Source organism: Pseudomonas sp. H2_A10, from assembly GCF_054680085.1.
This window is the reverse complement of record NZ_CP162821.1, coordinates 138,759-162,500: the sequence shown is the minus strand read 5'-3', so window position 1 is coordinate 162,500 and position 23,742 is coordinate 138,759. Positions and strand designations below refer to the sequence as shown.

Annotated in this window: 19 protein-coding genes and 2 rRNA genes (1 of these 21 cut by a window edge); 10 read left to right on the top strand and 11 right to left on the bottom strand. The window is 60.3% G+C overall.

Annotated elements, in window-relative coordinates:
- The 5 genes from AB4O23_RS00805 to AB4O23_RS00785 all read left to right on the top strand — a co-directional run.
- Positions 1-1,670: ribosomal RNA gene (locus AB4O23_RS00805) — 23S ribosomal RNA — on the top strand (it extends 1,222 nt beyond the left edge of the window).
- Positions 1,671-1,827: 157 nt separating this feature from the next.
- Positions 1,828-1,943, top strand: a 5S ribosomal RNA gene (gene rrf / locus AB4O23_RS00800).
- A 163-nt stretch (positions 1,944-2,106) separates the two neighbouring features.
- Entirely contained in the window at positions 2,107-2,766 is a 660-nt protein-coding gene (locus AB4O23_RS00795) for a paraquat-inducible protein A (protein WP_460070247.1), read from the top strand.
- Positions 2,753-3,376 (top strand): paraquat-inducible protein A, encoded by a 624-nt coding sequence (locus AB4O23_RS00790; RefSeq protein WP_017529963.1) that lies wholly within the window; start codon positions 2,753-2,755, stop codon positions 3,374-3,376. The genes AB4O23_RS00795 and AB4O23_RS00790 overlap by 14 nt, the downstream gene beginning before the upstream one ends.
- Positions 3,369-5,672, top strand: coding sequence for a PqiB family protein (locus AB4O23_RS00785; RefSeq protein WP_065877355.1), 2,304 nt, complete (start codon positions 3,369-3,371; stop codon positions 5,670-5,672). The genes AB4O23_RS00790 and AB4O23_RS00785 overlap by 8 nt, the downstream gene beginning before the upstream one ends.
- Before the next feature lie 168 nt (positions 5,673-5,840).
- Here AB4O23_RS00785 and mksF read toward each other — a convergent pair whose 3' ends face one another.
- From mksF to mksB, 3 genes are read right to left on the bottom strand one after another with little or no spacing between them, the layout of a single operon-like run.
- Positions 5,841-8,681, bottom strand: coding sequence for an Mks condensin complex protein MksF (gene mksF / locus AB4O23_RS00780; RefSeq protein WP_017529961.1), 2,841 nt, complete (start codon positions 8,679-8,681; stop codon positions 5,841-5,843).
- A complete protein-coding gene (gene mksE / locus AB4O23_RS00775) occupies positions 8,678-9,385 on the bottom strand; it encodes an Mks condensin complex protein MksE (RefSeq protein WP_017529960.1) in 708 nt (235 codons plus the stop codon). Before mksE ends, mksF begins: the two co-directional genes overlap by 4 nt.
- A complete protein-coding gene (gene mksB / locus AB4O23_RS00770) occupies positions 9,375-10,652 on the bottom strand; it encodes an Mks condensin complex protein MksB (protein ID WP_017529959.1) in 1,278 nt (425 codons plus the stop codon). Before mksB ends, mksE begins: the two co-directional genes overlap by 11 nt.
- Before the next feature lie 187 nt (positions 10,653-10,839).
- Here mksB and AB4O23_RS00765 point away from each other — a divergent pair, with 187 nt between their 5' ends.
- Both AB4O23_RS00765 and rimI read left to right on the top strand, forming a co-directional pair.
- Positions 10,840-11,583 (top strand): energy transducer TonB, encoded by a 744-nt coding sequence (locus AB4O23_RS00765; RefSeq protein WP_065877353.1) that lies wholly within the window; start codon positions 10,840-10,842, stop codon positions 11,581-11,583.
- The gene (rimI, locus tag AB4O23_RS00760; RefSeq protein WP_460070249.1) at positions 11,576-12,028 is read left to right on the top strand and encodes a ribosomal protein S18-alanine N-acetyltransferase; all 453 of its coding nucleotides are present in this window, start codon (positions 11,576-11,578) and stop codon (positions 12,026-12,028) included. Before AB4O23_RS00765 ends, rimI begins: the two co-directional genes overlap by 8 nt.
- A 68-nt stretch (positions 12,029-12,096) precedes the next feature.
- Here the strand turns inward: rimI and AB4O23_RS00755 are convergent, their stop codons facing one another.
- Positions 12,097-12,501, bottom strand: a complete 405-nt coding sequence (locus AB4O23_RS00755) for a hypothetical protein (protein ID WP_017529956.1) — start codon at positions 12,499-12,501, stop codon at positions 12,097-12,099.
- A gap of 139 nt (positions 12,502-12,640) precedes the next feature.
- Between AB4O23_RS00755 and can the strand changes: the two genes are divergently transcribed.
- Complete coding sequence (can, locus tag AB4O23_RS00750) at positions 12,641-13,285, top strand: carbonate dehydratase (RefSeq protein ID WP_003188288.1); 645 nt, start codon at positions 12,641-12,643, stop codon at positions 13,283-13,285.
- Here can and AB4O23_RS00745 read toward each other — a convergent pair.
- The 5 genes from AB4O23_RS00745 to AB4O23_RS00725 all read right to left on the bottom strand — a co-directional run bounded on the left by AB4O23_RS00745 (position 13,282) and on the right by AB4O23_RS00725 (position 19,084).
- Positions 13,282-13,806, bottom strand: coding sequence for a hypothetical protein (locus AB4O23_RS00745; protein WP_017529955.1), 525 nt, complete (start codon positions 13,804-13,806; stop codon positions 13,282-13,284). The two genes, can and AB4O23_RS00745, sit on opposite strands and share 4 nt — an antisense overlap.
- 147 nt (positions 13,807-13,953) lie before the next feature.
- The gene (locus tag AB4O23_RS00740; protein WP_017529954.1) at positions 13,954-15,123 is read right to left on the bottom strand and encodes a hypothetical protein; all 1,170 of its coding nucleotides are present in this window, start codon (positions 15,121-15,123) and stop codon (positions 13,954-13,956) included.
- A gap of 121 nt (positions 15,124-15,244) precedes the next feature.
- Positions 15,245-16,945, bottom strand: a complete 1,701-nt coding sequence (gene acpA / locus AB4O23_RS00735) for an acid phosphatase (RefSeq protein ID WP_460070251.1) — start codon at positions 16,943-16,945, stop codon at positions 15,245-15,247.
- Positions 16,946-17,025: 80 nt separating this feature from the next.
- Positions 17,026-17,346 (bottom strand): hypothetical protein, encoded by a 321-nt coding sequence (locus AB4O23_RS00730; RefSeq protein ID WP_017529952.1) that lies wholly within the window; start codon positions 17,344-17,346, stop codon positions 17,026-17,028.
- Between the two features lie 319 nt (positions 17,347-17,665).
- Positions 17,666-19,084: a short-chain fatty acid transporter gene (locus AB4O23_RS00725; RefSeq protein WP_065877350.1), complete on the bottom strand. Its 1,419-nt coding sequence runs from the start codon at positions 19,082-19,084 to the stop codon at positions 17,666-17,668.
- Between the two features lie 184 nt (positions 19,085-19,268).
- Between AB4O23_RS00725 and AB4O23_RS00720 the strand changes: the two genes are divergently transcribed.
- Entirely contained in the window at positions 19,269-20,558 is a 1,290-nt protein-coding gene (locus AB4O23_RS00720) for an MFS transporter (protein WP_017529950.1), read from the top strand.
- A 6-nt stretch (positions 20,559-20,564) separates the two neighbouring features.
- Here AB4O23_RS00720 and AB4O23_RS00715 read toward each other — a convergent pair whose 3' ends face one another.
- A complete protein-coding gene (locus tag AB4O23_RS00715) occupies positions 20,565-21,935 on the bottom strand; it encodes a GntT/GntP/DsdX family permease (protein ID WP_017529949.1) in 1,371 nt (456 codons plus the stop codon).
- Positions 21,936-22,143: 208 nt separating this feature from the next.
- Positions 22,144-22,953: an AraC family transcriptional regulator gene (locus AB4O23_RS00710; protein ID WP_135196356.1), complete on the bottom strand. Its 810-nt coding sequence runs from the start codon at positions 22,951-22,953 to the stop codon at positions 22,144-22,146.
- Positions 22,954-23,094: 141 nt separating this feature from the next.
- Here AB4O23_RS00710 and AB4O23_RS00705 point away from each other — a divergent pair, with 141 nt between their 5' ends.
- Complete coding sequence (locus AB4O23_RS00705; RefSeq protein ID WP_065877348.1) at positions 23,095-23,733, top strand: LysE family transporter; 639 nt, start codon at positions 23,095-23,097, stop codon at positions 23,731-23,733.
- Positions 23,734-23,742: the final 9 nt, after the last annotated feature.

Genomic DNA, 23,742 nt, shown 5'->3' with positions numbered 1-23,742 from the left:
GGAGGTATCAGAAGTGCGAATGCTGACATGAGTAACGACAATGGGTGTGAAAAACACCCACGCCGAAAGACCAAGGTTTCCTGCGCAACGTTAATCGACGCAGGGTTAGTCGGTCCCTAAGGCGAGGCTGAAAAGCGTAGTCGATGGAAAACAGGTTAATATTCCTGTACTTCTGGTTATTGCGATGGAGGGACGGAGAAGGCTAGGCCAGCTTGGCGTTGGTTGTCCAAGTTTAAGGTGGTAGGCTGGAATCTTAGGTAAATCCGGGATTCTAAGGCCGAGAGCTGATGACGAGCTAACTTTCAGTTAGCGAAGTGGTTGATGCCATGCTTCCAAGAAAAGCTTCTAAGCTTCAGGTAACCAGGAACCGTACCCCAAACCGACACAGGTGGTTGGGTAGAGAATACCAAGGCGCTTGAGAGAACTCGGGTGAAGGAACTAGGCAAAATGGCACCGTAACTTCGGGAGAAGGTGCGCCGGTGAGGGTGAAGGACTTGCTCCGTAAGCCCATGCCGGTCGAAGATACCAGGCCGCTGCGACTGTTTATTAAAAACACAGCACTCTGCAAACACGAAAGTGGACGTATAGGGTGTGACGCCTGCCCGGTGCCGGAAGGTTAATTGATGGGGTTAGCTAACGCGAAGCTCTTGATCGAAGCCCCGGTAAACGGCGGCCGTAACTATAACGGTCCTAAGGTAGCGAAATTCCTTGTCGGGTAAGTTCCGACCTGCACGAATGGCGTAACGATGGCGGCGCTGTCTCCACCCGAGACTCAGTGAAATTGAAATCGCTGTGAAGATGCAGTGTATCCGCGGCTAGACGGAAAGACCCCGTGAACCTTTACTATAGCTTTGCACTGGACTTTGAATTTGCTTGTGTAGGATAGGTGGGAGGCTTTGAAGCGTGGACGCCAGTCTGCGTGGAGCCAACCTTGAAATACCACCCTGGCAACTTTGAGGTTCTAACTCAGGTCCGTTATCCGGATCGAGGACAGTGTATGGTGGGTAGTTTGACTGGGGCGGTCTCCTCCTAAAGAGTAACGGAGGAGTACGAAGGTGCGCTCAGACCGGTCGGAAATCGGTCGTAGAGTATAAAGGCAAAAGCGCGCTTGACTGCGAGACAGACACGTCGAGCAGGTACGAAAGTAGGTCTTAGTGATCCGGTGGTTCTGTATGGAAGGGCCATCGCTCAACGGATAAAAGGTACTCCGGGGATAACAGGCTGATACCGCCCAAGAGTTCATATCGACGGCGGTGTTTGGCACCTCGATGTCGGCTCATCACATCCTGGGGCTGAAGCCGGTCCCAAGGGTATGGCTGTTCGCCATTTAAAGTGGTACGCGAGCTGGGTTTAGAACGTCGTGAGACAGTTCGGTCCCTATCTGCCGTGGACGTTTGAGATTTGAGAGGGGCTGCTCCTAGTACGAGAGGACCGGAGTGGACGAACCTCTGGTGTTCCGGTTGTCACGCCAGTGGCATTGCCGGGTAGCTATGTTCGGAATAGATAACCGCTGAAAGCATCTAAGCGGGAAACTAGCCTCAAGATGAGATCTCACTGGAACCTTGAGTTCCCTGAAGGGCCGTCGAAGACTACGACGTTGATAGGTTGGGTGTGTAAGCGCTGTGAGGCGTTGAGCTAACCAATACTAATTGCCCGTGAGGCTTGACCATATAACACCCAAGCAATTTGACTACTCGAAAGAGCATCAGATTGCGGTGTGTGAAGACGAAACGAACCGAAAGTTTGTAACTCACAAAACACCGACTGCTGTCACATACCCAATTTGCTGAAGCGAGGCCATTTGGTCACGAGTCAGTACCCGAATTTCTTGACGACCATAGAGCATTGGAACCACCTGATCCCATCCCGAACTCAGTAGTGAAACGATGCATCGCCGATGGTAGTGTGGGGTTTCCCCATGTGAGAGTAGGTCATCGTCAAGATTAAATTCCGAAACCCCATTTGCGAAAGCAGATGGGGTTTTGTTTTGGGCGCTCGAAAAGCCAGACGAAATTCTCCAGCGAGTGACCGACAAATTTGCACAGTTATTTCTGAACCAGACCACTAGAATAGGCACCTAACCTTTTTAGAGTCAGAGCCCTATCTATGCCCGATCCGGTTGATGCCCTCGGGGTGTCGGATTTACCACTGGACGATCTGGTGGCATGCCATGAGTGCGACTTGCTGATGCGCAAACCCGTACTTGCCCTCGGTGAAAAAGCCCAATGCCCGCGTTGCGGTTACGAGCTGTACGCTCACCGCCACAACGTCATTGAGCGAAGCCTCGCCTTGGTGCTCGCTGCGTTGCTGTTGTACATCCCTGCGAACTTTCTACCCATCATGCAGCTCAATCTACTCGGGCAATCCTCAGAGGACACGGTATGGAGCGGTGTAGTCGACCTGTTCGACACCGGTATGCAAGGTGTAGCCGCCGTGGTGTTCATGTGCAGCATGGGCATTCCCTTACTCAAGTTGCTCTGCCAATTGGCCGTGCTGCTCAGTATTCGTTGGAAGATCGGCCGCAGCTATGGGCTGTTGTTGTACCGCATCTATCACCATATGAAGGATTGGGGAATGTTGGAGGTCTATCTGATGGGCGTCCTGGTGGCGATCGTCAAGCTAGCCGACATGGCCTCCATCACGATCGGTCTTGGTCTGGTCTGCTTCGTCAGCTTATTAATGGTTCAGGTTCTGCTTGAGGTGGTGATGTCGCCGCACCAGATCTGGCAAGCGCTGTCAGGGGGCGATGATCATGCGGGCGATTGATGCAGGCATTCTGATTTGTACCGAGTGCCACGAGTTGAACAGGCAAGAAGAGGATTGCGATGAGCAAACCTGCACGCGTTGCGGTGCACTGATCCATGCTCGTCGTCCCAACAGCCTTGCACGTACCTGGGCCTTGCTGATCACTGCGGCGATTTTGTATATACCCGCTAACTTATTACCGATCATGACGATCAACACGCTGGGCCAAGGCTCTCCCAGTACGATCATGGCTGGCGTAATCGAATTGGTGCAGCATGGGATGTATCCCATCGCCGCCGTGGTATTTATCGCCAGTATCCTGGTGCCCACATTCAAGCTGGTGGGCATTGGTCTGCTACTGTTCTCGGTGCAGCGTCACCAACCGCTCTCCGCGCAACAACGTATTGTGATGTACCGTTTTATCGAATTCATTGGGCGCTGGTCCATGTTGGATATCTTCGTGATCGCCATCCTGGTGGCGGTCGTTAACTTTGGACGACTTGCCAGTATCGAGGCCAACCTCGGCGCTGCGGCGTTCGCCAGTGTGGTGATCTTGACGATGCTTGCCGCTGTAACTTTTGATCCCCGACTGATTTGGGACAACACGGAGTCGGACGACGACCATGAGTGATCTACCTAAAGCTAAAACCCGCCCAGCCTCCAACTGGTCGGCCATTTGGGTATTGCCCCTGATTGCCCTGATCATTGGCGGCTGGCTGGGATGGCGCGCCTATTCCCAACAAGGTATTGAGATCCAGGTGCGCTTCGAAAGCGGCGAAGGAATCCAGGTCAATAAGACCGAAGTGGTCTACAAAGGCATGCCCGTGGGCAAGGTCAAGGCGCTGGCCCTGGACGATGAAGGGAACAATCGCGGCGTGATCGCCACCATCGAGATGAACAAGGACGTCGATCAATATCTTAAGACCAACACGCGCTTCTGGCTGGTCAAGCCCAGTGTCAGCCTCGCGGGTATCACCGGCCTGGAAACACTGGTATCGGGTAACTACATCGCCGCCAGCCCTGGCGATGGAGAGCCCACACGCAAGTTCAAGGCGCTCTCCGAGGAGCCTCCGCTGTCTGACGCCAAGCCCGGTCTGCACCTGACCATCAAGGCTGACCGTCTTGGTTCGTTGAATCGTGGCAGCCCGGTGTTCTACAAGCAGATCCAGGTCGGCCAGGTCAAAAGCTACCTGCTGTCCGAGGACCAGAGCACCGTTGAGATCAAGGTCTACATCGAGCCGACCTATGCCAGCCTGGTGCGCAAACACACGCGTTTCTGGAACGCCAGTGGTATCAGCATCGACGCCAATCTCTCTGGTGTGAAGGTGCGCAGCGAGTCGCTTTCCAGCATTGTCGCCGGCGGTATCGCCTTCGCTACGCCGGAAAACCGCAAGGACAGCCCGCCGACCGACCCAAGCCTGCCCTTCCGCCTATACGAAGACTTCGACGCCGCAGCCGCTGGTATCAGGGTCAAGGTCAAGCTCACCGACTTCGAAGGTCTGCAAGCCGGGCGCACGCCGGTGATGTACAAAGGCATTCAGGTCGGTAGCCTGAAAACCTTGAAGATCGACCCCGACCTGTCCAGCGCCAACGCCGAGCTGACCCTCGACCCGCTGGCCGAAGATTACCTGGTGCAGGACACCCAATTCTGGGTGGTCAAGCCGTCCATCTCCCTGGCCGGCATCACCGGGCTGGAAGCTTTGGTGAAAGGTAACTACATCGCCGTCCGTCCTGGCGACAAGGGCAGTGCCCCGCAGCGTGAATACGTTGCCCGCGCCAAAGCGCCACCATTGGACCTGCGTTCCCCCGGCCTGCATCTGGTGCTGTTCACCGACAACCTGGGCTCCCTGGATGTCGGCAGCCCGATTCTCTACAAGCAAGTCAAAGTCGGTTCGGTGCAGAGCTACCAGTTCTCGCGCAAGAACAAGCAACTGGTGATCGGTGTTCACATCGAAAAGGAGTACGAAAACCTGGTCAACGGTTCGACGCGTTTCTGGAATGCCAGCGGCGTCACCCTGACCGGTGGACTTACCGGCGGCATCCAGGTCAAGAGTGAATCCCTGGCCAGCTTGATGGCTGGCGGTATTGCCTTCGAAACTCCGGAACCGAACGTACCCCTGAAAAAACGCATCCCACGCTTCCGCCTGTTCGCTGATCGCGAGGCCGCCAATCAACACGGCACCCTCGTAACCATCAAGGTCGACCGCGCCGACGGCATGCGTCCCGGCACGCCCGTACGCTTCAAAGGCCTGGATGTGGGTAAGATCGAAAGCGTCGACCTCAGTGCCGACATGCAGTCGGTATTGCTCAGCGCCCGTATCACCCAAGTGGCTGACCGGATTGCGCGCGTCGGTACTCAGTTCTGGGTGGTCAAGCCTGAACTGGGCCTGATGAAAACCTCCAACCTGGAAACCCTGGTCACCGGCCAGTACATCGAAGTACAGCCAGCCGCGAAAAACGCCGGCCCGCAAAAGAGTTTCGTCGCGTTGGACCAGCCGCCTGAAGCCGTTCACCAGGAGGCGGGCCTGAGCCTCACCCTCAGCGCCGCGCGCCGCGGCTCGTTGAAGGAAGGCGTACCGGTCACCTACCGCGAAGTTACCGTCGGCAAGGTCACCGGGTACGAGTTGGGCCAGACCGCCGATCGCGTCCTGGTCCACATCCTGATCGAGCCCAAGTACGCACCCTTGGTGCGCAGCGGCAGTCGCTTCTGGAACACGAGTGGTTTTGGCCTCGACTTTGGTCTGTTCAAGGGCGCGACTGTACGCACGGAGTCCCTGGAAACCCTGGTTGCCGGCGGCATCGCGTTCGCCACCCCAGACGGTGAGCGCATGGGCAATGCTGCACGGCCGCAGCAAACGTTCCCGCTGTTCGACAAGTTTGAGGATGAATGGCTGACCTGGGCGCCCAAGATTCCACTAGGCAAATAGACCGAGGCGCGGCTATCGGGCCCCCTCCCACATTCGATGTATGAGTGCATGCAAAATGTGGGAGGGCGCTTGCTCCCGATAGGGCCTTCAAAGACACCGCAAAACCCCAGCCCAAAAAAAGGCCGCGATCCATAAGATCGCGGCCTTTTTGCATTTCAGCGCAACACGTCAGACCTCATCCAGCTCCGGCTCATCCGCCTGCACATTCATCGTTGCCTTCACCACATCGTGACGACGGATGTACTTCCAGTCCGCCTCATCGATGTAGATCCCGTTCGGTCCGCTGCCGCCTTCCAGGTCGATCGCCACCTGCGCCGATACCTGCGGCTTCACACTCGCCAGAATCGGCACGAAGCCCAGTTGCAGGCTGGTTTCCAGCAGTGCCGCCTGGTTCTTCTCGTCGATGTCTGCCGCTTCGTCGAGGTAGTACGGCAAACGCACGCGACCGGCTTGGTCGCGGTCCATCAAGTGCAGCAACAAGTACATGTTGGTCAGCGCCTTGATGGTCATGGTCGTACCGTTGGACGCCGCGCCATCGATGTCGGTGTGAATCACCGGCTGGCCATGCACCTTGGTGATCTCGAATGCCAACTCGAACAGGTCCTTGAGGCCCAACTGGTTATGGTTGGCCGCTACCAGACGAGCCAGGTACTCCTTGGCCTCTTCGTTCTTGTTGTCCTGTTCTGCGCTCTGGCTGAGGTCGAATACCGACAAAGTTTCGCCTTCTTCATACTGACCGGCACTGTGGATGATCTGGTCGATATGCTTGAGGGCTTCCTTGTTTGGCGCCAGTACGATGCGAAAGCTCTGCAGGTTGGACACCTGGCGTTTGTTGATCTCGCGGTTGAACAACGCCAACTGGTGTTCCAGGCTGTCGTAGTCACTACGGATATTGCGCAAGGTACGCGCGATATCGGTGACCGCCGCACGGCGAGCCTTGCCCAGCGTCAGCGCCTCGTCGGTACGATGCGCATAGGCGTTGATCAGCAGTTGCAGGCGACGCTCAACGTCATCCTCGCTGTCGAACTTGGCCACGCCCTTGAGGCGTACCTGAGCGTACAGCGCCTCGATCTGGCCATCGGCGCGCAGCAAGCCTTGCCAGCTGTCCTGGTAGTCGTTGAGCAGCGGCAGCAGGTTGTCCATGGAATCGTCGACCGGGTCCATGAATGGCGTGCCGAACGGCAGGTCCGCCGGCAGTAGCTGGCGACGGCGCAAGGCGTCATCCAGCGTCCGTTGCTTGGCTTCCATATCACCGATCTGGCGGCCGACCAGTTGCAGCTTGGCCGACAATTGCTGGACGCGTTCGGTAAAGGCATCGCTGGAGCGCTTCAACTCATCCTGGGCCGCTTCCATCTGCGCCAGGTTTTCCAGCTTCTCGCCTTCTTCGGCGCTCAAGGTTTGCGCGCGGCGGAAATCTTCCAAGGCTTTTTGCGCGTCCAGCACTTGCTGATACAGCGCTTCAGTCTGGGTCTTGCTGGCAGCACGGTCAGAGGCGACCGCTTGCTGGGTTTTCAGCTGTTTGAGTTCTTTTTCCAGGCGCTCTTTCTGATCACGCAAGGCCGCACGGTCCGCCAGGGCCTGCAACGCAGGCGGCTCGATGTGCGAAATGTCGATAGACAACCCCGGGACTTCAAAACGCTCGCCCTTGAAGCCATCCAGGATCTGCTCCAGGGATTTGACCCACTGGCCGTCCTCATCCAGCGTGATGCCATGCTCGCCCAACGGCAGGCTGAACAACGAGCTGTTGAATAGACGCATCAGGCGCTCGACATCCTGCTGCGAGAATTCTTCGCGCAGCTTGGCGTAGCTGTTGTTGTCCGCGTGATCGAGCTGCTGCCTGACCGACTTCAAGCGTTTTTCCAGATCGCGCAGGCGCTCATCCAGATCCTCGGCGCTGAACTGCCGCGACTGCGCCAAAGCGCCCGCCAGCTCATCGTGGGCATCCTTGGCCGCCAGCAATTGTTGCTCCAGCACCTTCACGTCATCGACCAGCGCAAAGCGATGTTTGAGCACCGACAATTCGCCCAGCCAACGCTGGATACCGCTGATCTCGCGCTCCAGGCGCATCAGCTCCTGGGTACCGCCGCGCTGGTCGTTCTGCAGCGCGTCCTGCTCGTTACGGTAGTGCTCGGCCTGGATGGTCAGCTCTTCCTTGCGCGCACTGGCGTAGTCCGACCAGGTCCCCAGCAGCGAATCCAGCAGCGGCGACAGGCGATGCAGTTTGCCGCGCAGGATGTCGCGCTGCTTCACGCCATTGGCCAGCGCTTCTACCAACGGTCCGGCGGCGACCAGAGAGTTGTAGTCCTGTTCCATGCGTCGCACATCGCGGAAGGCTTCTTCACACGCGGCGATGTAGTCCACGCTGCCGGAGCGCAGGCTGTGTTCGAACGCATCCAGGAACAATTGCTTGAGCTTGGCCGCCGTGATTTCGCGCATGTGCAGCAAGTTGATGAACAGCGCGCGGAAGGTCTTCAGGCTCTGCTCACTGGTGGAGCGCAGCGGGATCAGCGTCAGGTCCAGCGGGATCGACGTGTGGCCGCCCACCAGCAAGCGGCGTAGCTCATCGGGCTTGAGTTCGTAGGCTTTCAGGCCCTCGCGCTCAAGGTTGGTGAACAGCTCTTTCTGACGCAGGCAAGTGTCGTTCTTCTGGTAGTGGGCCAGGTCGAGCTTGCCCGCGTAGGCGAAAAACTGATGACCGAAACCGCCGCCCGGGCCGCGCCCGACCACGCCGATCACATGCGGGCCGTGGGGCAGGGAAACTTCCACCAGGATGTAGCTGGTGTCGGTGGCAAAGTAGAAGCGCCGTGATTGTTCCAGGGTGTACTTGCCGAAACTCATGTCCGACATGCGCGCCAGGATCGGGAACTGCAAGGCGTTGATCGACGCCGATTTACCCAGGTTGTTGGCGCCATACACTGACAACGGTTCTTCCAGCGGGAACAAGCCCAGGCTGTAACCGGCCGTGTTCAATAGGGCGAAGCGGCGGATGCCGTAGCGTTCCTTGCTCATGCATCGGTCTCCTGTTCTTCGGCAATGGCGCGGGCCAGGGCGTCTTCTTCGCTTTCTTCTGCAAAGTCGCTCAAGTCGAGCGGGTCATCGGTCTTCAGCAGTTTTTCATCGCTGTCTTCGTCGATGATCACAGGCGCCGGCAACGGCAACACGCTGTGCACGCTGGCAGCCAGGTCGCGGTCCTGCTGCACCGACAGGCACACGTCGAGGAAGCGGTGCATCGGCGGCAGAAAGCGATAGATGCCGTTGTCTTCGCTGGCAAAACCCAGTTGGGTCATGCGGCGCATGATTTTCTCTTCGAGTTCTTCCTGGGTCTGCACTTCGGCCTGGATAAACAGGTCGCGGTACTTTTCCAGCAGGGACGGCAGTTCATCACGGCCCAGGCTGCCACCGTCGAGCACGGCGATCGGGTCACGGCCCTGGTCGGCCAGGTGCTCGACGATGATGAAGGTGAAGAGTGCCAGGCGCTGGGCGGTCTTGTTCACTTGCGCAGCGGCCACGGCGGTGTCCGGCACGAAGTAATAGAAACCACGGGTATCGCAGACCAGCTCGAAGCCCAGGGCCTTGAACAACGTGCGGTATTGGTCCTGGAAGTTCGACAGTTGCGCGTACAGCTCCGGGTCGCGGCGGCTGACGTGGTAACCCTTGAACAGCTCGCGAAAAATCGGCGCCAACTGGGACAGTTCGGATAAATCAAGATGCATGAGGTGTACTCGCAGAGTGCTCGGCGGCGTCAGGCGTGGCCGGGAGCAGGGCGAATGAGCGCAGGCTGACCTGGTGCTCGTGTGTGTGGTAGTCGCGGCGTTCCAGGCGTTCGCGCTTGAAGCGTTTTTCCCGCGAGAGACGCGAGAACCAGTACAGCAATTCGTCGGTGGCGCCGTCCGGTTCCTGCTCCAGCAGCCAGGTCATCAGGTCTGGCATCGGCAACGCGTCTTCGCAACGCTCAAGCATTTCCTTGACCGTACGCGGCGCGCGCTGGGCTTCGCCCTTGTGGGATTTGTGCGCCTTGGGAAAGCGCGCCGGCTTCGGCTCGAAATTGGCCAGCGCATACACATAGGCTTCGACCTGGCTGGCGCTGCCGAGGAAGGTGCTTTGCGGCCGGGTAAACATCGGCATCGCCGCTTGCGGCACCGCGTCCAGGCCTTTACGGCGGATGGCCGACAGGGCCAGCGCCGCGCCCCGGGTCACGGCGTTGTGCCGGCGCGCTTCTTCACGCAGCGGCAACAACAGCTCGCGCGCATGGCGCAAGGTCAACTGGGCGCTGGTCTGCATTTCGAGGATGCGCGCATGGGTGCGCAGCAGCATGTCGTCGTCCACCAGGTGGCCGAGGCGCTGTTGCTCGGTGAGCAGGCGCAGCAGCACGTTTTCCACCTTGCGCACGCCTTGCTCGAAGGCGCCGTCGGCGTTCACCAGTTGAATCATCGGTTCGACGTATTCGTCCCAGGTCGCCAGGACTTCGGCGTAGCGCTGGCGCAACGGGATCTGGCGGTCGCTGGTCTTGGCGCGGTCGGCCACGGCGGCGAGAGCCTGCTCGTCGTTGGCGAGTTTTTTCAGTACGTCGCGCACGCGCATATCCAACAGGCGCAGTTGGCGCGCCAGGTCGTGGCCGTCGCGGATATCAAAGGCGTCCTGGATATAACCGGCCAGGCGTTCGAGGTGGCGCAGGTAGGCTTCGATCTCCAGGCACAGGCCAAGCCGGTGCTCCTTGCGCAGGTACGCCAGAAAATCGTGGATCTGCGCGTTGAGCTCGAAACGGTTCGGGCTTTTGGCGACGGGTACCAGGATATCCAGGCGGATCCACACGTCCAGCAGGCTGGTGATGTCCTGGGGCGTGCTGTCCAGTTGTTGGGCGGCCAGTTGCGCGCGCAGCTCGCCGAGGCTCAGGGTGCCTTGGTCGAAGTGTTCGCACAGTGGCTCAAGTAAGGCCCAGTGTTCGGCGAGGGCGCGCAGGACGCGCTTGGGTTCGATCATGGGAATGGCCGGCTGGTTGGCGATTAAAAGTCGCGATTGTACTGCATCAGGCGCGGGATTTATCCACAGCCGGTCAGTGCGCAGTGGGCGATTGTTACCGAACAGCGGTAGAATCCCCGCTCTTTACTTATCCACAAGTGGCCGAGCTGTGCTTATCGAGTCCCGACGTCGCGCCTACTTGACCGCCATGCAGGTGGTCAACTGGCTACCCCGCACCGAACTGCCGTTTGCCGCGCCGTCGCGGCCCGAGCTGTTGCAGGCGCTTGAGCCCTATGAGGCGTTCGCGGTCTCGGGCGAGGAGGCGGCGGCGCCGGTGGCGCTGGTCAAGCCGGAGCCGCAGGTGCGTCCGTCGGTTGAACGGGCCAGGGTCGAGGTGCCGCGTCCGGCGCCGATGGCCAAGCCGGCGATCGCCGAAGTGGCGGCCCCGGTGGCCAAGGCGCCGGTGGTACCGCCGCCGCGTTTTGCCCTGCAATTGCTGCGGGCCGGGCGTTGCCTGCTGTTGGTGGAGCTGCCCACCGGCGAGCGCTTCCAGACCCGCGACCCCGCCTACATGCTGCTCAAAGACATGCTGCGCGCCGCCGGCCTGCCCGACAGCCCGCAAATCGTCGGTGACCCGGTGCGCTGGCCGCTGCTGGCGCGCGGCACCATGGACCAGGGCCCCGAAGCGGCGCGGGATTTTGTACAAGGCTTTGTTTCGGCGCGCCTGGAAGACGAACCCTGTGTGTGCCTGTGGCTGATCGGCCTGCCCGCCGTGCGCTTTGCCGGCGAAGCCAATGCCGAAGCCTGGTACCGCGAACTGCAGGTAGAAGGCCTGGGTTCGGTGTGGGCCCTGCCGGGCCTGGAATTATTAATGGAAGAGCCACAGCGTAAGGCTGATGTCTGGCAAGCCATGCGCCGGCTGATGGCGCGCTGGAAAACAACCGATGAGTGAGGCTTTATCCTTCCGCCCGATGACCGAGGCCGACCTCGACGCCGTGCTGAAAATCGAATACGCCGCGTTCAGCCATCCGTGGACACGCGGCATCTTTCTGGACGGCTTGGGCAAATACCAGATCTGGCTGATGTTCGAAGGTGAGCAGCAGGTGGGTCATGGCGTGGTGCAGATCATCCTCGATGAAGCGCATTTGCTGAATATCACCGTCAAGCCGGAAAACCAGGGCCGTGACCTGGGCCTGGCGTTGCTGGAACACTTGATGTCCCGCGCCTACGCGGCGAACGCCCGGGAGTGCTTCCTGGAAGTGCGTGACAGCAATACCGGCGCGTTTCGCCTCTACGAGCGTTACGGTTTCAACGAGGTCGGCCGTCGGCGCGATTACTACCCCGCCGTGGGTGGGCGTGAAGACGCCGTCGTGATGGCTTGCACCCTGGTCGATTAAGCACACGAACCCTGTGAAAGGGGGCTTGCTCCCGCTATCGGGAGCAAGCCCCCTTTCACACATTTCAATCAGCGCTTGGCGTTGAGCGGGTCCAGATCGGCCAGCTCGGCCTCGTCCAATCCGTTTCCACCGCCGATGTCATCTTCACCGACAACGCTCAAGTCGTAGTCGGCGGCGCCGGCTTCACCTTCCTCGCGCGCATCCCGCGCACCGTCTTCCTGGATCAGCGTTTCCGGGCTCATGTCGTCATCAGTCGACTCATGATCATCCACCGAGGCCCCGGTCAGCCCGGCTTCGCGCACCCGTTCGTCGGGCATTAACAGGTCGCGTTCGCGGCCTGGCAGTTCGTCGCCGATCTCTGCTGTCTGGTCTTGTTCGTCAAAATCCAGCTCGCGCACTTCACCCATGCGGTCTTCGTTGTCATCAATCGGTTCGGGTTGCGTAGCGCCGTAGGGACGTCGTGATTCAGTCATGGCCAATCCTCATACTGTGGTGCTTATAGTGTGTGGACAGGCACAGCTACCCAAAGATTCAAGCTAATTGGCGCTCGGCGTGACCCGGACGAAGGCTCGTCAGTCACACACCTGCGCATCATTCCTGAGGCTTTCCCTGATGAACGAATTACAAGACCTGCTTGATAACAACGAACGCTGGGCGGATGCGATCAAACAGGAAGATCCCGAATTCTTCGCCAAGCTCGCCCGCCAGCAAACCCCGGAATACCTGTGGATCGGTTGTTCCGATGCCCGTGTGCCGGCCAACGAGATCGTCGGCATGCTGCCCGGTGATCTGTTTGTGCACCGCAACGTGGCCAACGTGGTACTGCATACCGACCTCAACTGCCTGTCGGTGATCCAGTACGCGGTCGATGTACTCAAGGTCAAACACATCCTCGTCACCGGCCACTACGGCTGCGGCGGCGTGCGTGCCTCGATGCAGGACCGCCAGTTCGGCCTGATCGACGGCTGGCTGCGTACCATCCGCGACCTCTACTACGAAAACCGCGACGTGCTGGCCCAACTGCCAACCGAAGAAGAGCGCGTAGACCGCATGTGCGAGCTGAACGTGATTCAGCAAGTGGCCAACGTCGGTCATACCAGCATTGTGCAAAACGCCTGGCACCGTGGGCAGAGCCTGTCGATCCATGGATGCATCTACGGGATCAAGGACGGTCGCTGGAAAAGCTTGAACACCACGATCAGTGGCTTCGAGCAGCTGCCGCCACAATACCGCCTGCGCCCCTTGGGCGAAGCCTAAGGGCGTTTGCGCATCCGCCACTGGGCCATGAATGCCTGCCCTTCGGCGTTCAATGGTTCCTGGCTGCCGGTGATCCAGCCCCGGCAGTTCAGCTCGCCGCAATCGCAAGCGAACTGCCGGAACAGCACGTCCTCGGTGCTGGCGTAGTCCAGGGTCAGCGGGGCGCGGGCGGCGATAGGCTGCAGGGTCCAGAGCTCCAGGTACGTGGTGTCGAAAAACACATTCGGGTTGCACGAATGCTGTAACAGGCCGCAGAACCAACAATCGTACAAGTGGATGCGCGGCGATAGCTGCAACGTGTGCAGGCGGCGTTCGCCCACGACATAGCCGGAGACGTTGGCGATGCGTATGCGCCCGTCCAGGGCTCGGCGAGCCCGGACTCCGCCGCCTTGGTCAGCGACGCTTGGCACGACACTGAATTGCGCGCTCGAGGGGTAGCCTTGTTCAATAAGCAGCGTCTTGAAGGGGTAAAGACAGTCACCCACAGCCGTTTTAACCTTATCCATGGCTTGAGTTTTCATAACTCTCCTTGGTGAGGCTGCATCGACCTGCGGGTGATAGCTGAGTTCCAGTCTTGCAGCGGATAGGCGCGTGTTAAGGCTGGCTGAAGTTGGGTTCGATTTCTACTGTCAAATATGACAGTAGAAACCGATCATTTTTTTGGCAGCTTAGAGCGCTGGCGCTGTGATTGCGGGGGTTGGAGCGGCGTTCTTGAGCTGTTTCAACTGGTTTTTGATGGTTGGCGTAGCGCATTTGGCATTCGCCTGCTCCGGGCTCAGGTCGCGTACCGAGGTGTAGAACAACTCGCAGGTCTGCTCTTTGCGCGTGACTTGCCAGGTGTTCATGCAGGCCTTGAGCAGTACATTCGGGTCGCTCGCCGGCTTCTGACCCATTCCTGCCTGCCAGCAAGCCGCGCTTAAATCCTGGCCCATCACCTTCAAACCAGCCTCGTCGGCCTTTTGCTCGTTGCCGTCATAGGTTGCGGGGTCGGCCGCATACCAGATATAGCTGGGATGGTTGGCGCCCAATACCGAAACGCTTTTGCCGTCCTCGGGGCTGATCTGCGCCAGGCCCAGCACGCCCACGGTTTGCCCGTATTGTTGCTTGACCCAGCTGCGCACCGGCGCGCCGAACGCGACCATCGGCAACGAGCCGGTGGGCCCCAGGCTCAGTTCCTTGACCATGCGCGTCTGGTAGTCGGTGAAATAGCTGTAGAGGCCCTCCAGGTCTTTGCCCGCATTGGAGGGCGCAGCGATAGGGGCGATATCGATGATCGTCTGGTAGGCCGGGGTTTCGGTGGCAGGCACGCCGTTGGTGGTGAGCAAGTCAGCCCAGCGGTCGGTGGTTTTGGACTCCAGGTAGTCCTGGGCCTGGGTCAGCGAGTAGTCCGGCGGAAAGTGCAGCAATTCGATGCTTTTGCGATTTTCCAGGGCCATGCCCAGCGGCAGGAACAGGTACCAGTTATAGGCCCACTTGCCGTCGCTGTTGAGCTTGCTGGCGCCCTGGTAGGCGAGGTCGGCCGTATCGAGCAGCTTCGTCAGGGGCTGGCCATAACTGTCGGGCACGCCGCTGAAGGTGGCCTTTACCTGCCCGTCATGGACCTTGACGCTGACTTTGGCTCGGCTGTAGCCGTCGCGCTGCACACTCTGGTTCAGATAGTGCTCGGCGGTCTGCTCCAGCGTCCAGGGCCGATAGCAGATCACGTTGCAGTTATTGGGGTAAGCGAACAACTGAGTGACGCGTTGCGTGCTGCCCAGTGGTACGTCGATGTCCGCCTGTACGACCGCACTGCCTATCAGTGCGGCCACGGCTAGGCAGAGCCTGGTCGGTTTGAACATAGTTGATTCCTTGTCAGCGAAAGCCCGTCTGCGCGGGTTGAAAGCCCACTTCCACACAGTAGCGGTTGACCAGGAAAACCGCGTGCTAAATCGTCGGGCATGTCGCTATTGGATAAGCGTCCTACACGCTGAACTGCAAAGCGTTGCTCAAATCGCCCATGGGGTTCTGCCCGCGTGCAACCATGGCGTCATCGCGCTGCTTGAGGCCATCCAGGGTCTCCAGCCCGAATACTCGGGTGATCAAACGCAGGATAGACGCCGTGTCGTACACCGTATGGTCCACCAGGCCTTTGCGCGCGAACGGCGACACCACCAGCGCCGGAACCCGTGTGCCAGGCCCCCAGCGGTCGCCCTTGGGCGGCGCCACGTGGTCCCACCAGCCGCCGTTTTCGTCGACCGTCACCACCACCACCATGTTTTTCCACTGCGGGCTTTCCTGCAGTACTTTCAGGGCGCGCGCGATATGGCGGTCGCCCGAGGCTATGTCGGCGTAACCGGCGTGCATGTTCAAGTTGCCCTGGGGCTTGTAGAAGGTCACGGCCGGCAGCTTGCCCGCCTGGGCATCGGCGAAGAACCTGTTGGTGCTGGACTCATCGCCCAGGCCGCCGTCGCGCAAGCGCTTGTCACGCTCGGCGCGATTGTGCGGGCCCTGTTGCTTGAAGTAATTGAACGGCTGGTGGTGATACTGGAAATTCGGGATTTTCGGGATGCCGCCCGAGTCCTTGAACTGATCCAGCGTCGCCTGCCAGGCGCCGGCGTACCACGCCCAGTCCACATTCTTTTTCGACAGTTTGTCGCCGATGTGCTCGTGGGTTTGCGGTACCAGTACGTTGGGCAGGTCGGGCTTGGCAAAATCCGGATTGTCCGGGTCGCGAATCCAGGTCGGCCAGTAGGGCGGGGCCAGGGTGTTCACGGCGTAACCGTCCGGGGTCAGCGCACTGGGGCCGAACTGCGGTGGGCCGGTCATGGCGCTGGCCGGGGATTTGTCCAGGGGCTTGAGCCGCGTATCGGTCGGGTCATCGCTTTGCAGCGTAGCGATCTGGGCCTTGGCCACCGATTGCGCGGCATTCGGGTACACCGGCGCGGTGGCGCTGATCAGGTATTGATGGTTCAGGAACGAGCCGCCGAACGCCCCCTGGAAGAAGTTATCGCAGAGCACAAACTCCTTGGCCACGTCCCACAGGCGAAGGGCATAACGGCTCTGGGCGTAATGGCCCATCACCAGGCCGCCGGAATCGGCCCAGGCGACAAAGCCGTCGTTCTTGCCGCCGTTGATCTGCATTTGGTTCTGGTAAAACACGTGCCACAGGTCGCGGGTGACCAGACTCAAGGGCAGGTCTTCACCATTCGGACCTTTGAGGGCGTAAGGCGCGTTGGGCAGGTTGTCCTGGAATTGTACTTCGCTGGGGTACGTGACCCCGTCCACCGTTTGCGGGCCCACCTGCAGTACGCCGCCCCAGGACGGGGGCAGGGTGGACAAGACGCTGCCATTGCGGTCGCGTTGCTGGTAATCGTTGGCCTTAAGGGCCGACAGTGGTTTCTCAACGCCTGGGAAGTCAGCAAATAAATTATTGAAACTGCGGTTCTCGGCATAGATCACCACCACGGTTTTCACCTGGTCGTGCAGGGCTTTATCCAGTTCTTGTGAGGTCAGCGGCCGCGCCACCGGTTTGCCCGGTGTTTCGCTGGTATTGCCGCAGGCACTCAAGGTCGCGCCAACCCCCAGCACCGCCGCGCCTCCGAGGAAGCGTCGACGGCTGGTGTCTACCGCCGGTTGGATGGCGGAATCGGAGGAAGGGCGGTCTTCGTGCTCATCACTCATTGCGGAGAGTCCTTGGCGAGTTGTTGCAAGATATTTCGCAGGACGGTAGCAATGCAATGTGACGGAACGGAGACAGACGATTACAGCAACCGCAGTGCCAGTTGGCTGCCGGCCCGCAAGTACTCGACCTGCGCGGTGAGGGCATCCTTGACGATGGCTTCGCCAGTGTCGGTCAGCTGGTTTTTCTTTGCGTCGATGACGCTGGTCTGTAGTAGCTGCATCGCAACGTCGATGGCTTTTTGAAAGGCCGTGACATTGTTGTGCAGGCCAAACTCTTTGATAACGGCAGACATGCGGCGGTCTGCATCGTCTCGCAGGGTTCTGTATTCAACGAACGACACGTTATCGTCCTGGTAAATAGCGCTGAGCAATTCTTCAAGCGTCTTGGATAACGGGGTCATCGGATTTCCTTGGTGTTGTGTGAGGAATCATCCGCGTCAGGTTAATCACAGGCGTTGAGGAAAAAAGTCAGGGGTTGCCATCGTGTTGAGTGGGACAAACCTGTGCGTTCAACTCGAAAAGTAGTTTTGCAGGCGTCGATTGTATAAAAGCATCGGTGTATTTTTCGAAGATCAATGCAAAGTCTCACCTATACCAAGGCGGTAGCAAGGATGCGATGGGCTGCCTGTGTCTACAGGCAGCCAGCGCTGCTAGACTGGCTCGATGATGGATAGCACCGAGGTGAACTGTGAAACCTTCAACAGGTGCGTTGTCCTTTGATCAAGGCATCACCGGCGGCAAATACTTCAACGTCGTCCCCAGCGCCCACAACAAAAACAGCACCAACGGCGTGTGCACCAGCAACTGCACAAACGAAAATCCGATCAAGTCCCGCGCTTTCAGCCCCAGCACGCCCAGCAGCGGCAGCATATAGAACGGGTTGATCAGGTTCGGCAGCGCTTCGGCGGCGTTGTAGATCTGCACCGCCCAACCCAGGTGGTATTGCAGTTCGTTGGCCACCTGCATCACGTAAGGCGCTTCGATGATCCACTTGCCGCCGCCCGAGGGGATAAAGAACCCCAGCACCGCCGAGTACACGCCCATCAGCAGCGCGTAAGTGTCGTGGGACGCGATGGACGTGAAAAAGGTCGAGATATGGTGCGCCAGGGTCTGGCCGTCGCCGCCCTTGACCACGGTCATCAGCGCGGCGATCGAGCCGTACAGCGGGAACTGGATCAGCACGCCAGTGGTGGTGGGCACCGCGCGGGCCACCGCATCGAGGAAGCTGCGCGGGCGCCAGTGCAGCAGCGCGCCGACCATGATGAACAGGAAGTTATAGGTGTTGAGCCCCGAAATGGCGCTGATCGCCGGCTTGGTCGAGAACTCATGGAACAGCCAACCGGCCGCCAGCAGCGCCAGCAAAATAGTCAGCAGCGGGCTGTGTTCCAACCATTCGCCGGGGCGGCTCGGTGCTTGCGGCTTGGGCAAGTTGAAGGCCGGGTCGACACCGCAGGCCTTGGCGTCACGCGCACTGTTCGGGCCGGGCGCGGTGGCGTAGGCGATGATCAGCGATACCACGATCAACGCCAGCAACAGCACGCCCGATTGCCACAGAAAAATGGTCTCGGTAAACGGGATCACCCCGGTGATCGACAAAATCGATGGCGGCAAGCTGCCCGGGTTGGCCTGCAATTGCGCGGCCGACGACGACAACCCCAGCGCCCATACCGCGCCGAGGCCCAGATAAGCTGCGGCACCGGCCGCGCGGTAGTCCATGCGTAAATCCGTGCGACGGGCCAGCGCCCGCACCAGCAGGCCACCGAACACCAGAGACAGGCCCCAGTTGAGCAGGGAGGCGAGCATGGAGATCAACGCCACCCACGCCACGGCGGAGCGGCCGTTTTTCGGGATGCGCGCCAGGCGGTCAATCAGCTTCACCGCCGGCGGCGAGCTGGCGACCACGTAACCGCCGATCACCACAAAGGCCATCTGCATGGTGAACGGGATCAGGCTCCAGAAACCATCGCCGAACGCCTTGGCGGCCTCGGTGGGCGCGGCGCCCATGCTCAGGGTCGCCACCGCGACAATGATCACCGCGAGAGCGGCGAACACCCAGGAGTCAGGGAACCAGCGTTCGGCGAAGTTGGAGCAACGCAGGGCAAATCGGGCATAGCGGCTTTCTTCGATAGCATCGGCCACGAGTCGTACCTCTTGTATTTATTATGGGGCGGCAGTTTTCGCGCATGTTCCTCCACGCCCATTGATATTGGAATGCAGTTATCTTCATCGATCCATGAGGAAAACAAATATATCTGCAGCGATTGCCATCCCCCGGCTCAGCTCATAACCTGCACGCCATTTTGTCTGTCTACCGAGCTTGCACATGACTGCCACCTTTGTCCCACAGGCGCAGCGTTTTTCCCGCTCCGACTACAAAACCCTGGGCCTGGCCGCTTTGGGCGGCGCCCTGGAAATCTACGATTTCATTATTTTTGTGTTTTTCGCGCTGACCCTCAGCCAACTGTTCTTCCCGCCAGAAATGCCCGAGTGGCTGCGCCTGCTGCAGAGCTTCGGCATTTTCGTCACCGGCTACCTGGCGCGCCCGCTGGGCGGCATCCTGATGGCGCACTTTGCCGATCACCTGGGACGCAAACGCGTATTCAGCCTGAGCATCCTGATGATGGCGCTGCCGTGCCTACTGATCGGGATCATGCCGACCTACGCGCAAATCGGTTATTTCGCACCGTTGATCCTGCTGGTGCTGCGCGTGCTGCAAGGCGCCGCGGTGGGCGGCGAAGTGCCCAGCGCCTGGACATTCGTGGCCGAGCACGCCCCGCGTCATCACCGAGGCTATGCCCTGGGTTTCCTGCAGGCCGGCCTGACTTTCGGCTATCTGCTTGGCGCCTTGACCGCGACGCTGCTGGCGCAAGTCTTCACCCCTGCCGAAATCCTCGACTACGCCTGGCGTTTCCCTTTCCTGCTCGGCGGTGTGTTCGGCGTGATCGGCGTATGGCTGCGCCGCTGGCTCAGCGAAACCCCGGTGTTCCTCGAAATGCAGGCGCGCCGCCAGGCGGCGGCTGAACTCCCGCTGCGCACCGTATTGCGCGACCACCGCGCTGTGCTGCTACCGGCGATGATCCTCACCTGCGTGCTTACCTCCGCAGTGGTCGTCCTCGTCGTCATCACCCCGACCATGATGCAAAAAACCTTCGGCATGAGCCCTGGCCACACCTTCGCCCTGAGCGCCCTGGGCATCGTGTTCCTGAATATCGGCTGCGTGCTCGCCGGCCTGCTGGTGGACCGCATCGGCGCCTGGCGCGCGGTGTTGGTGTACAGCCTGCTGCTGCCGCTGGGGATTTTTCTCCTGTATGCCAGCCTGATCAGCGGCGGAGTGTGGCTGGGCGCGGCGTACGCCGTAGCAGGCTTGAGTTGCGGCGTGGTGGGCGCGGTGCCCTCGGTGATGGTCGGTTTATTCCCCGCGCAGGTGCGGGTGTCGGGCATTTCCTTCACCTACAACATCGCCTACGCGCTGTGGGCCAGCACCACACCGCTGATGCTGATCGCGCTGATGCCCACCAGCCCATGGATTTGCGTAGGGTACTGCGTGGTGATGGGCGCGGTTGGGGTGGGCAGTGTGGCGTTGTTTGGCAAGCGCCACGCCTTGGCGGCCTAAGCGTACTCAGGTCAGGAAGTGCCAAAGCACCAACGTCCCCACCAGCCCGACCACCGACACGATGGTTTGCAACACCGACCACACCCAGATCGTCTGCTTTAACTGCAAGCCAAAGTATTCACGCACCATCCAGAACCCGGCGTCGTTGACGTGGCAGAAGAACACCGAGCCGGCGCCAATCGCCAGGGCCACCAGTGAGCTTTGCGTCGCCGCCAGACCGGCCATCATCGGCGCGAGGATACCGGCCGTGGTGGTGGTCGCGACGGTGGCCGAACCGGTGGCCTGGCGCAACGCCACGGCGATCAACCAGGCGAGTAACAAATAGGGCATGTGCGCACCTTCGGCGACCTTGCTGATGGTCTGGCTCACACCGGCGTCAAGCAGGGTTTGCTTGAGGCCGCCGCCGGCGCCGATAGTCAGCAACAGCACGGCGATGGGCGCAAGGGCTTTGCGCAGCGTGTTGCCGACGTCCGCGCGCGGCATGCCAGCGGCCCAGCCCAGGCAGACAACGGCGGCGATCACCGCCAGGCCGAGGGCGATCAGCGGTTCACCGAGGAACTTCAACGTCAGGCCGACGCTGCTTTGCGCCGGCAGCGCGACTTTGGCCAAGGTACTGCCGAGCATCAAGATCACCGGCAACAGAATGATCAGCAACGACACGCCGAAGCTCGGTTGGCGCGCAGCTTTAGGCGGGGCACTGAACAGCGCGCCGATGTCCGTCGGCTCATCCACGTGCAGGCGCCTGGACAACCAGTTGCCGTAGATCGGGCCCGCGAGAATCACCGCCGGCACCGCCAGGCAAAAGCCCAGCAACATGGTCAGGCCCAGGTCTGCGTGCAATGCGCCCACCGCAATCAGCGGCCCAGGGTGCGGCGGCATCAAGGCGTGCAGCGTGGTCATACCCGCCAGTGCCGGAATGGCGATTTTCAGCAGCGGCTGGTTCGAACGCTTGGCCATCACAAAGATGATCGGCACCATCATCACCAGGCCCACTTCGAAGAACAACGGCAAGCCGATCACCATTGCCACCAACGCCATCACCCACGGCAATGACTTGCCTTTGCCCAACCCCAGCAGGGTAGTGGCGATGCGATCCGCCGCGCCGGACTCGGCCATCAGCGCGCCGAGCATCGCGCCCAGGGCGATGATGATTCCGGCTTCACCCAGGATCGCCCCGGCGCCTTTGCTGAAAGCCTTGGCGACTTCTTCCGGCGGCAGGCCGGCGCCGACACCGGCGACAAAGGTGCCGATCAGAATCGACAGAAAAGGGGGCAGCTTGGTCGCGCTGATCAGCACGATGATGCTGGCGATGGCCAGCAGTACGCAGAGCATCAGGCGGGTGTCGTGAACCATCCACGCGGCAGTCGATAACTCCAAGACGGGACTCCTTATCGAACGAGGCTTGGGAAATTGTTTCTTTATGTTTCATGCCTGAAAAGCATACCTGATAGCAGCTGCTTCCAGTGCGCAGTGCGGATGTGCCGTTTTGGTGCGGGCAGCGGTGCGCCCCAGAGGCCTGGGCCTACCGGCGAACGAATGTGGGCAAGGTACGCTGGAGTGCGGCGGTGAGTACGGCGACAGGATGTCAGCGCCCGAGCATTTTCACCCAGCGCGACGGCGGCATGCCGTAGGTGCTGCGAAATTGCCGGGTCATGTGGCTCTGGTCGGTGAAACCGGCGGTCATTGCCGCATCCACCAATGACTGACCCTGGGTCAACAGACTGCGCACCAGGTCCAGCCGGCGCATGGTCAGGTAGCGGTAGGGGCTGGTGCCGAACAGCACACGAAAATCCCGCGACAAGGCCCAACGGTCACGGCCGGCGTGGCCAGCCATTTCATCCAGGGTGATGCTGCGGCCCAGGGCGCTGTGGATAAATTCCCGAGCGCGTTCAGCTGCCAGGTAATCGAAGGTTTTGCGGCTGACAATGGCTCCCGAGGCATTGTCGAGGGCCTGGGCCAGGTCGAACAGGGCGTCCTGTTCCTGCAACGGGTCGATCGGGCAATCCAGGCTTTGCAGCAGCACTTCGCTGGCACGGAACAGCCTCGGGTCGGTGGTCAAGCCGCCAGGGATAAACGGCAGTGGCTTGCCGCCGAGGATCTGCTGGATCAACGCCGGTTCTACGTAAATCATCCGGTACATGAAACCCTCGTCGCTGCCTGCGCGGCCGTCGTGAATCTCATCGGGATGAATCACCATGGTCGTGCCCGGCAGGCTGTGGGTCATGCCGCCACGATAGTGAAAACTCTGCACGCCGAACAACGTACGCCCGATGGCGTAGGTGTCGTGGCGATGCGGGTCGAAGGCGAAGCCGGCAAAGTACGCCTCGATACGGTCCAGGCCGCTGGCGTGCGGGGCACGGTGCAGCCAGTCGAGAGTGTGGGTCAGGTTGCCCATGGTGACTTGTCATAAAAAAGAGGTGGAAACACGTTAACCCAGTCTGCGGGTCCTTGTCTGCCGGGGTCTTGTACGATTGTGCGGGCGTGGGGCGAGGCCTATGATCCTGGCTCGTGCATCGCGCTGATGGAGCTGAACGCCATGGATTTTCTCAACCCTGCTTACGTGGCCCCGCTGGTCTCGCTGGCCCTGCTATGGACCGTGGCGGTGGTCACGCCCGGCCCCAACTTCTTCAATACCGCGCAACTGGCCGCGAGCTGTTCGCGCCGTCATGGCGTGGTGGCGTCGGCGGGTGTAGCCACTGGCACGATCATGTGGGGGCTGGCGGGTGGGCTGGGGATCAAGTCGCTGTTTACCGCGGCGCCCATGTTGTACCTGGCGTTCAAGGTCATAGGCGGTTGTTACCTGATCTACCTGGGGCTGAAGCTGTTCAAGCGTTCCGCGCCAGCCATGGGCCAGCGCCTGTTGCCGGATGAGCCCAAGCGTTCGCTGTGCTCTGCCTGGCGTCTGGGTTTGCTGGGCAACCTGTCGAACCCCAAGGCAGCTCTGTTCGTCGCTACTATCTTCGCGTCCACCATGCCGCCGTCGCCCTCGCCGATGTTGCTCACGCTGGCGGTGATCACCATGGCCACCTTGTCGTTCAGTTGGTATTCCAGCGTGGCCCTGGTGTTTTCCAGCCAGCGCATGGCGAACCTTTACAGCCGTTCGCGCAAGTGGCTCGACCGCTTTGCCGGCGGCTGTTACATGCTGTTCGGCGCGCATCTGGTGGCGAATCGCTGACGGCCCGTG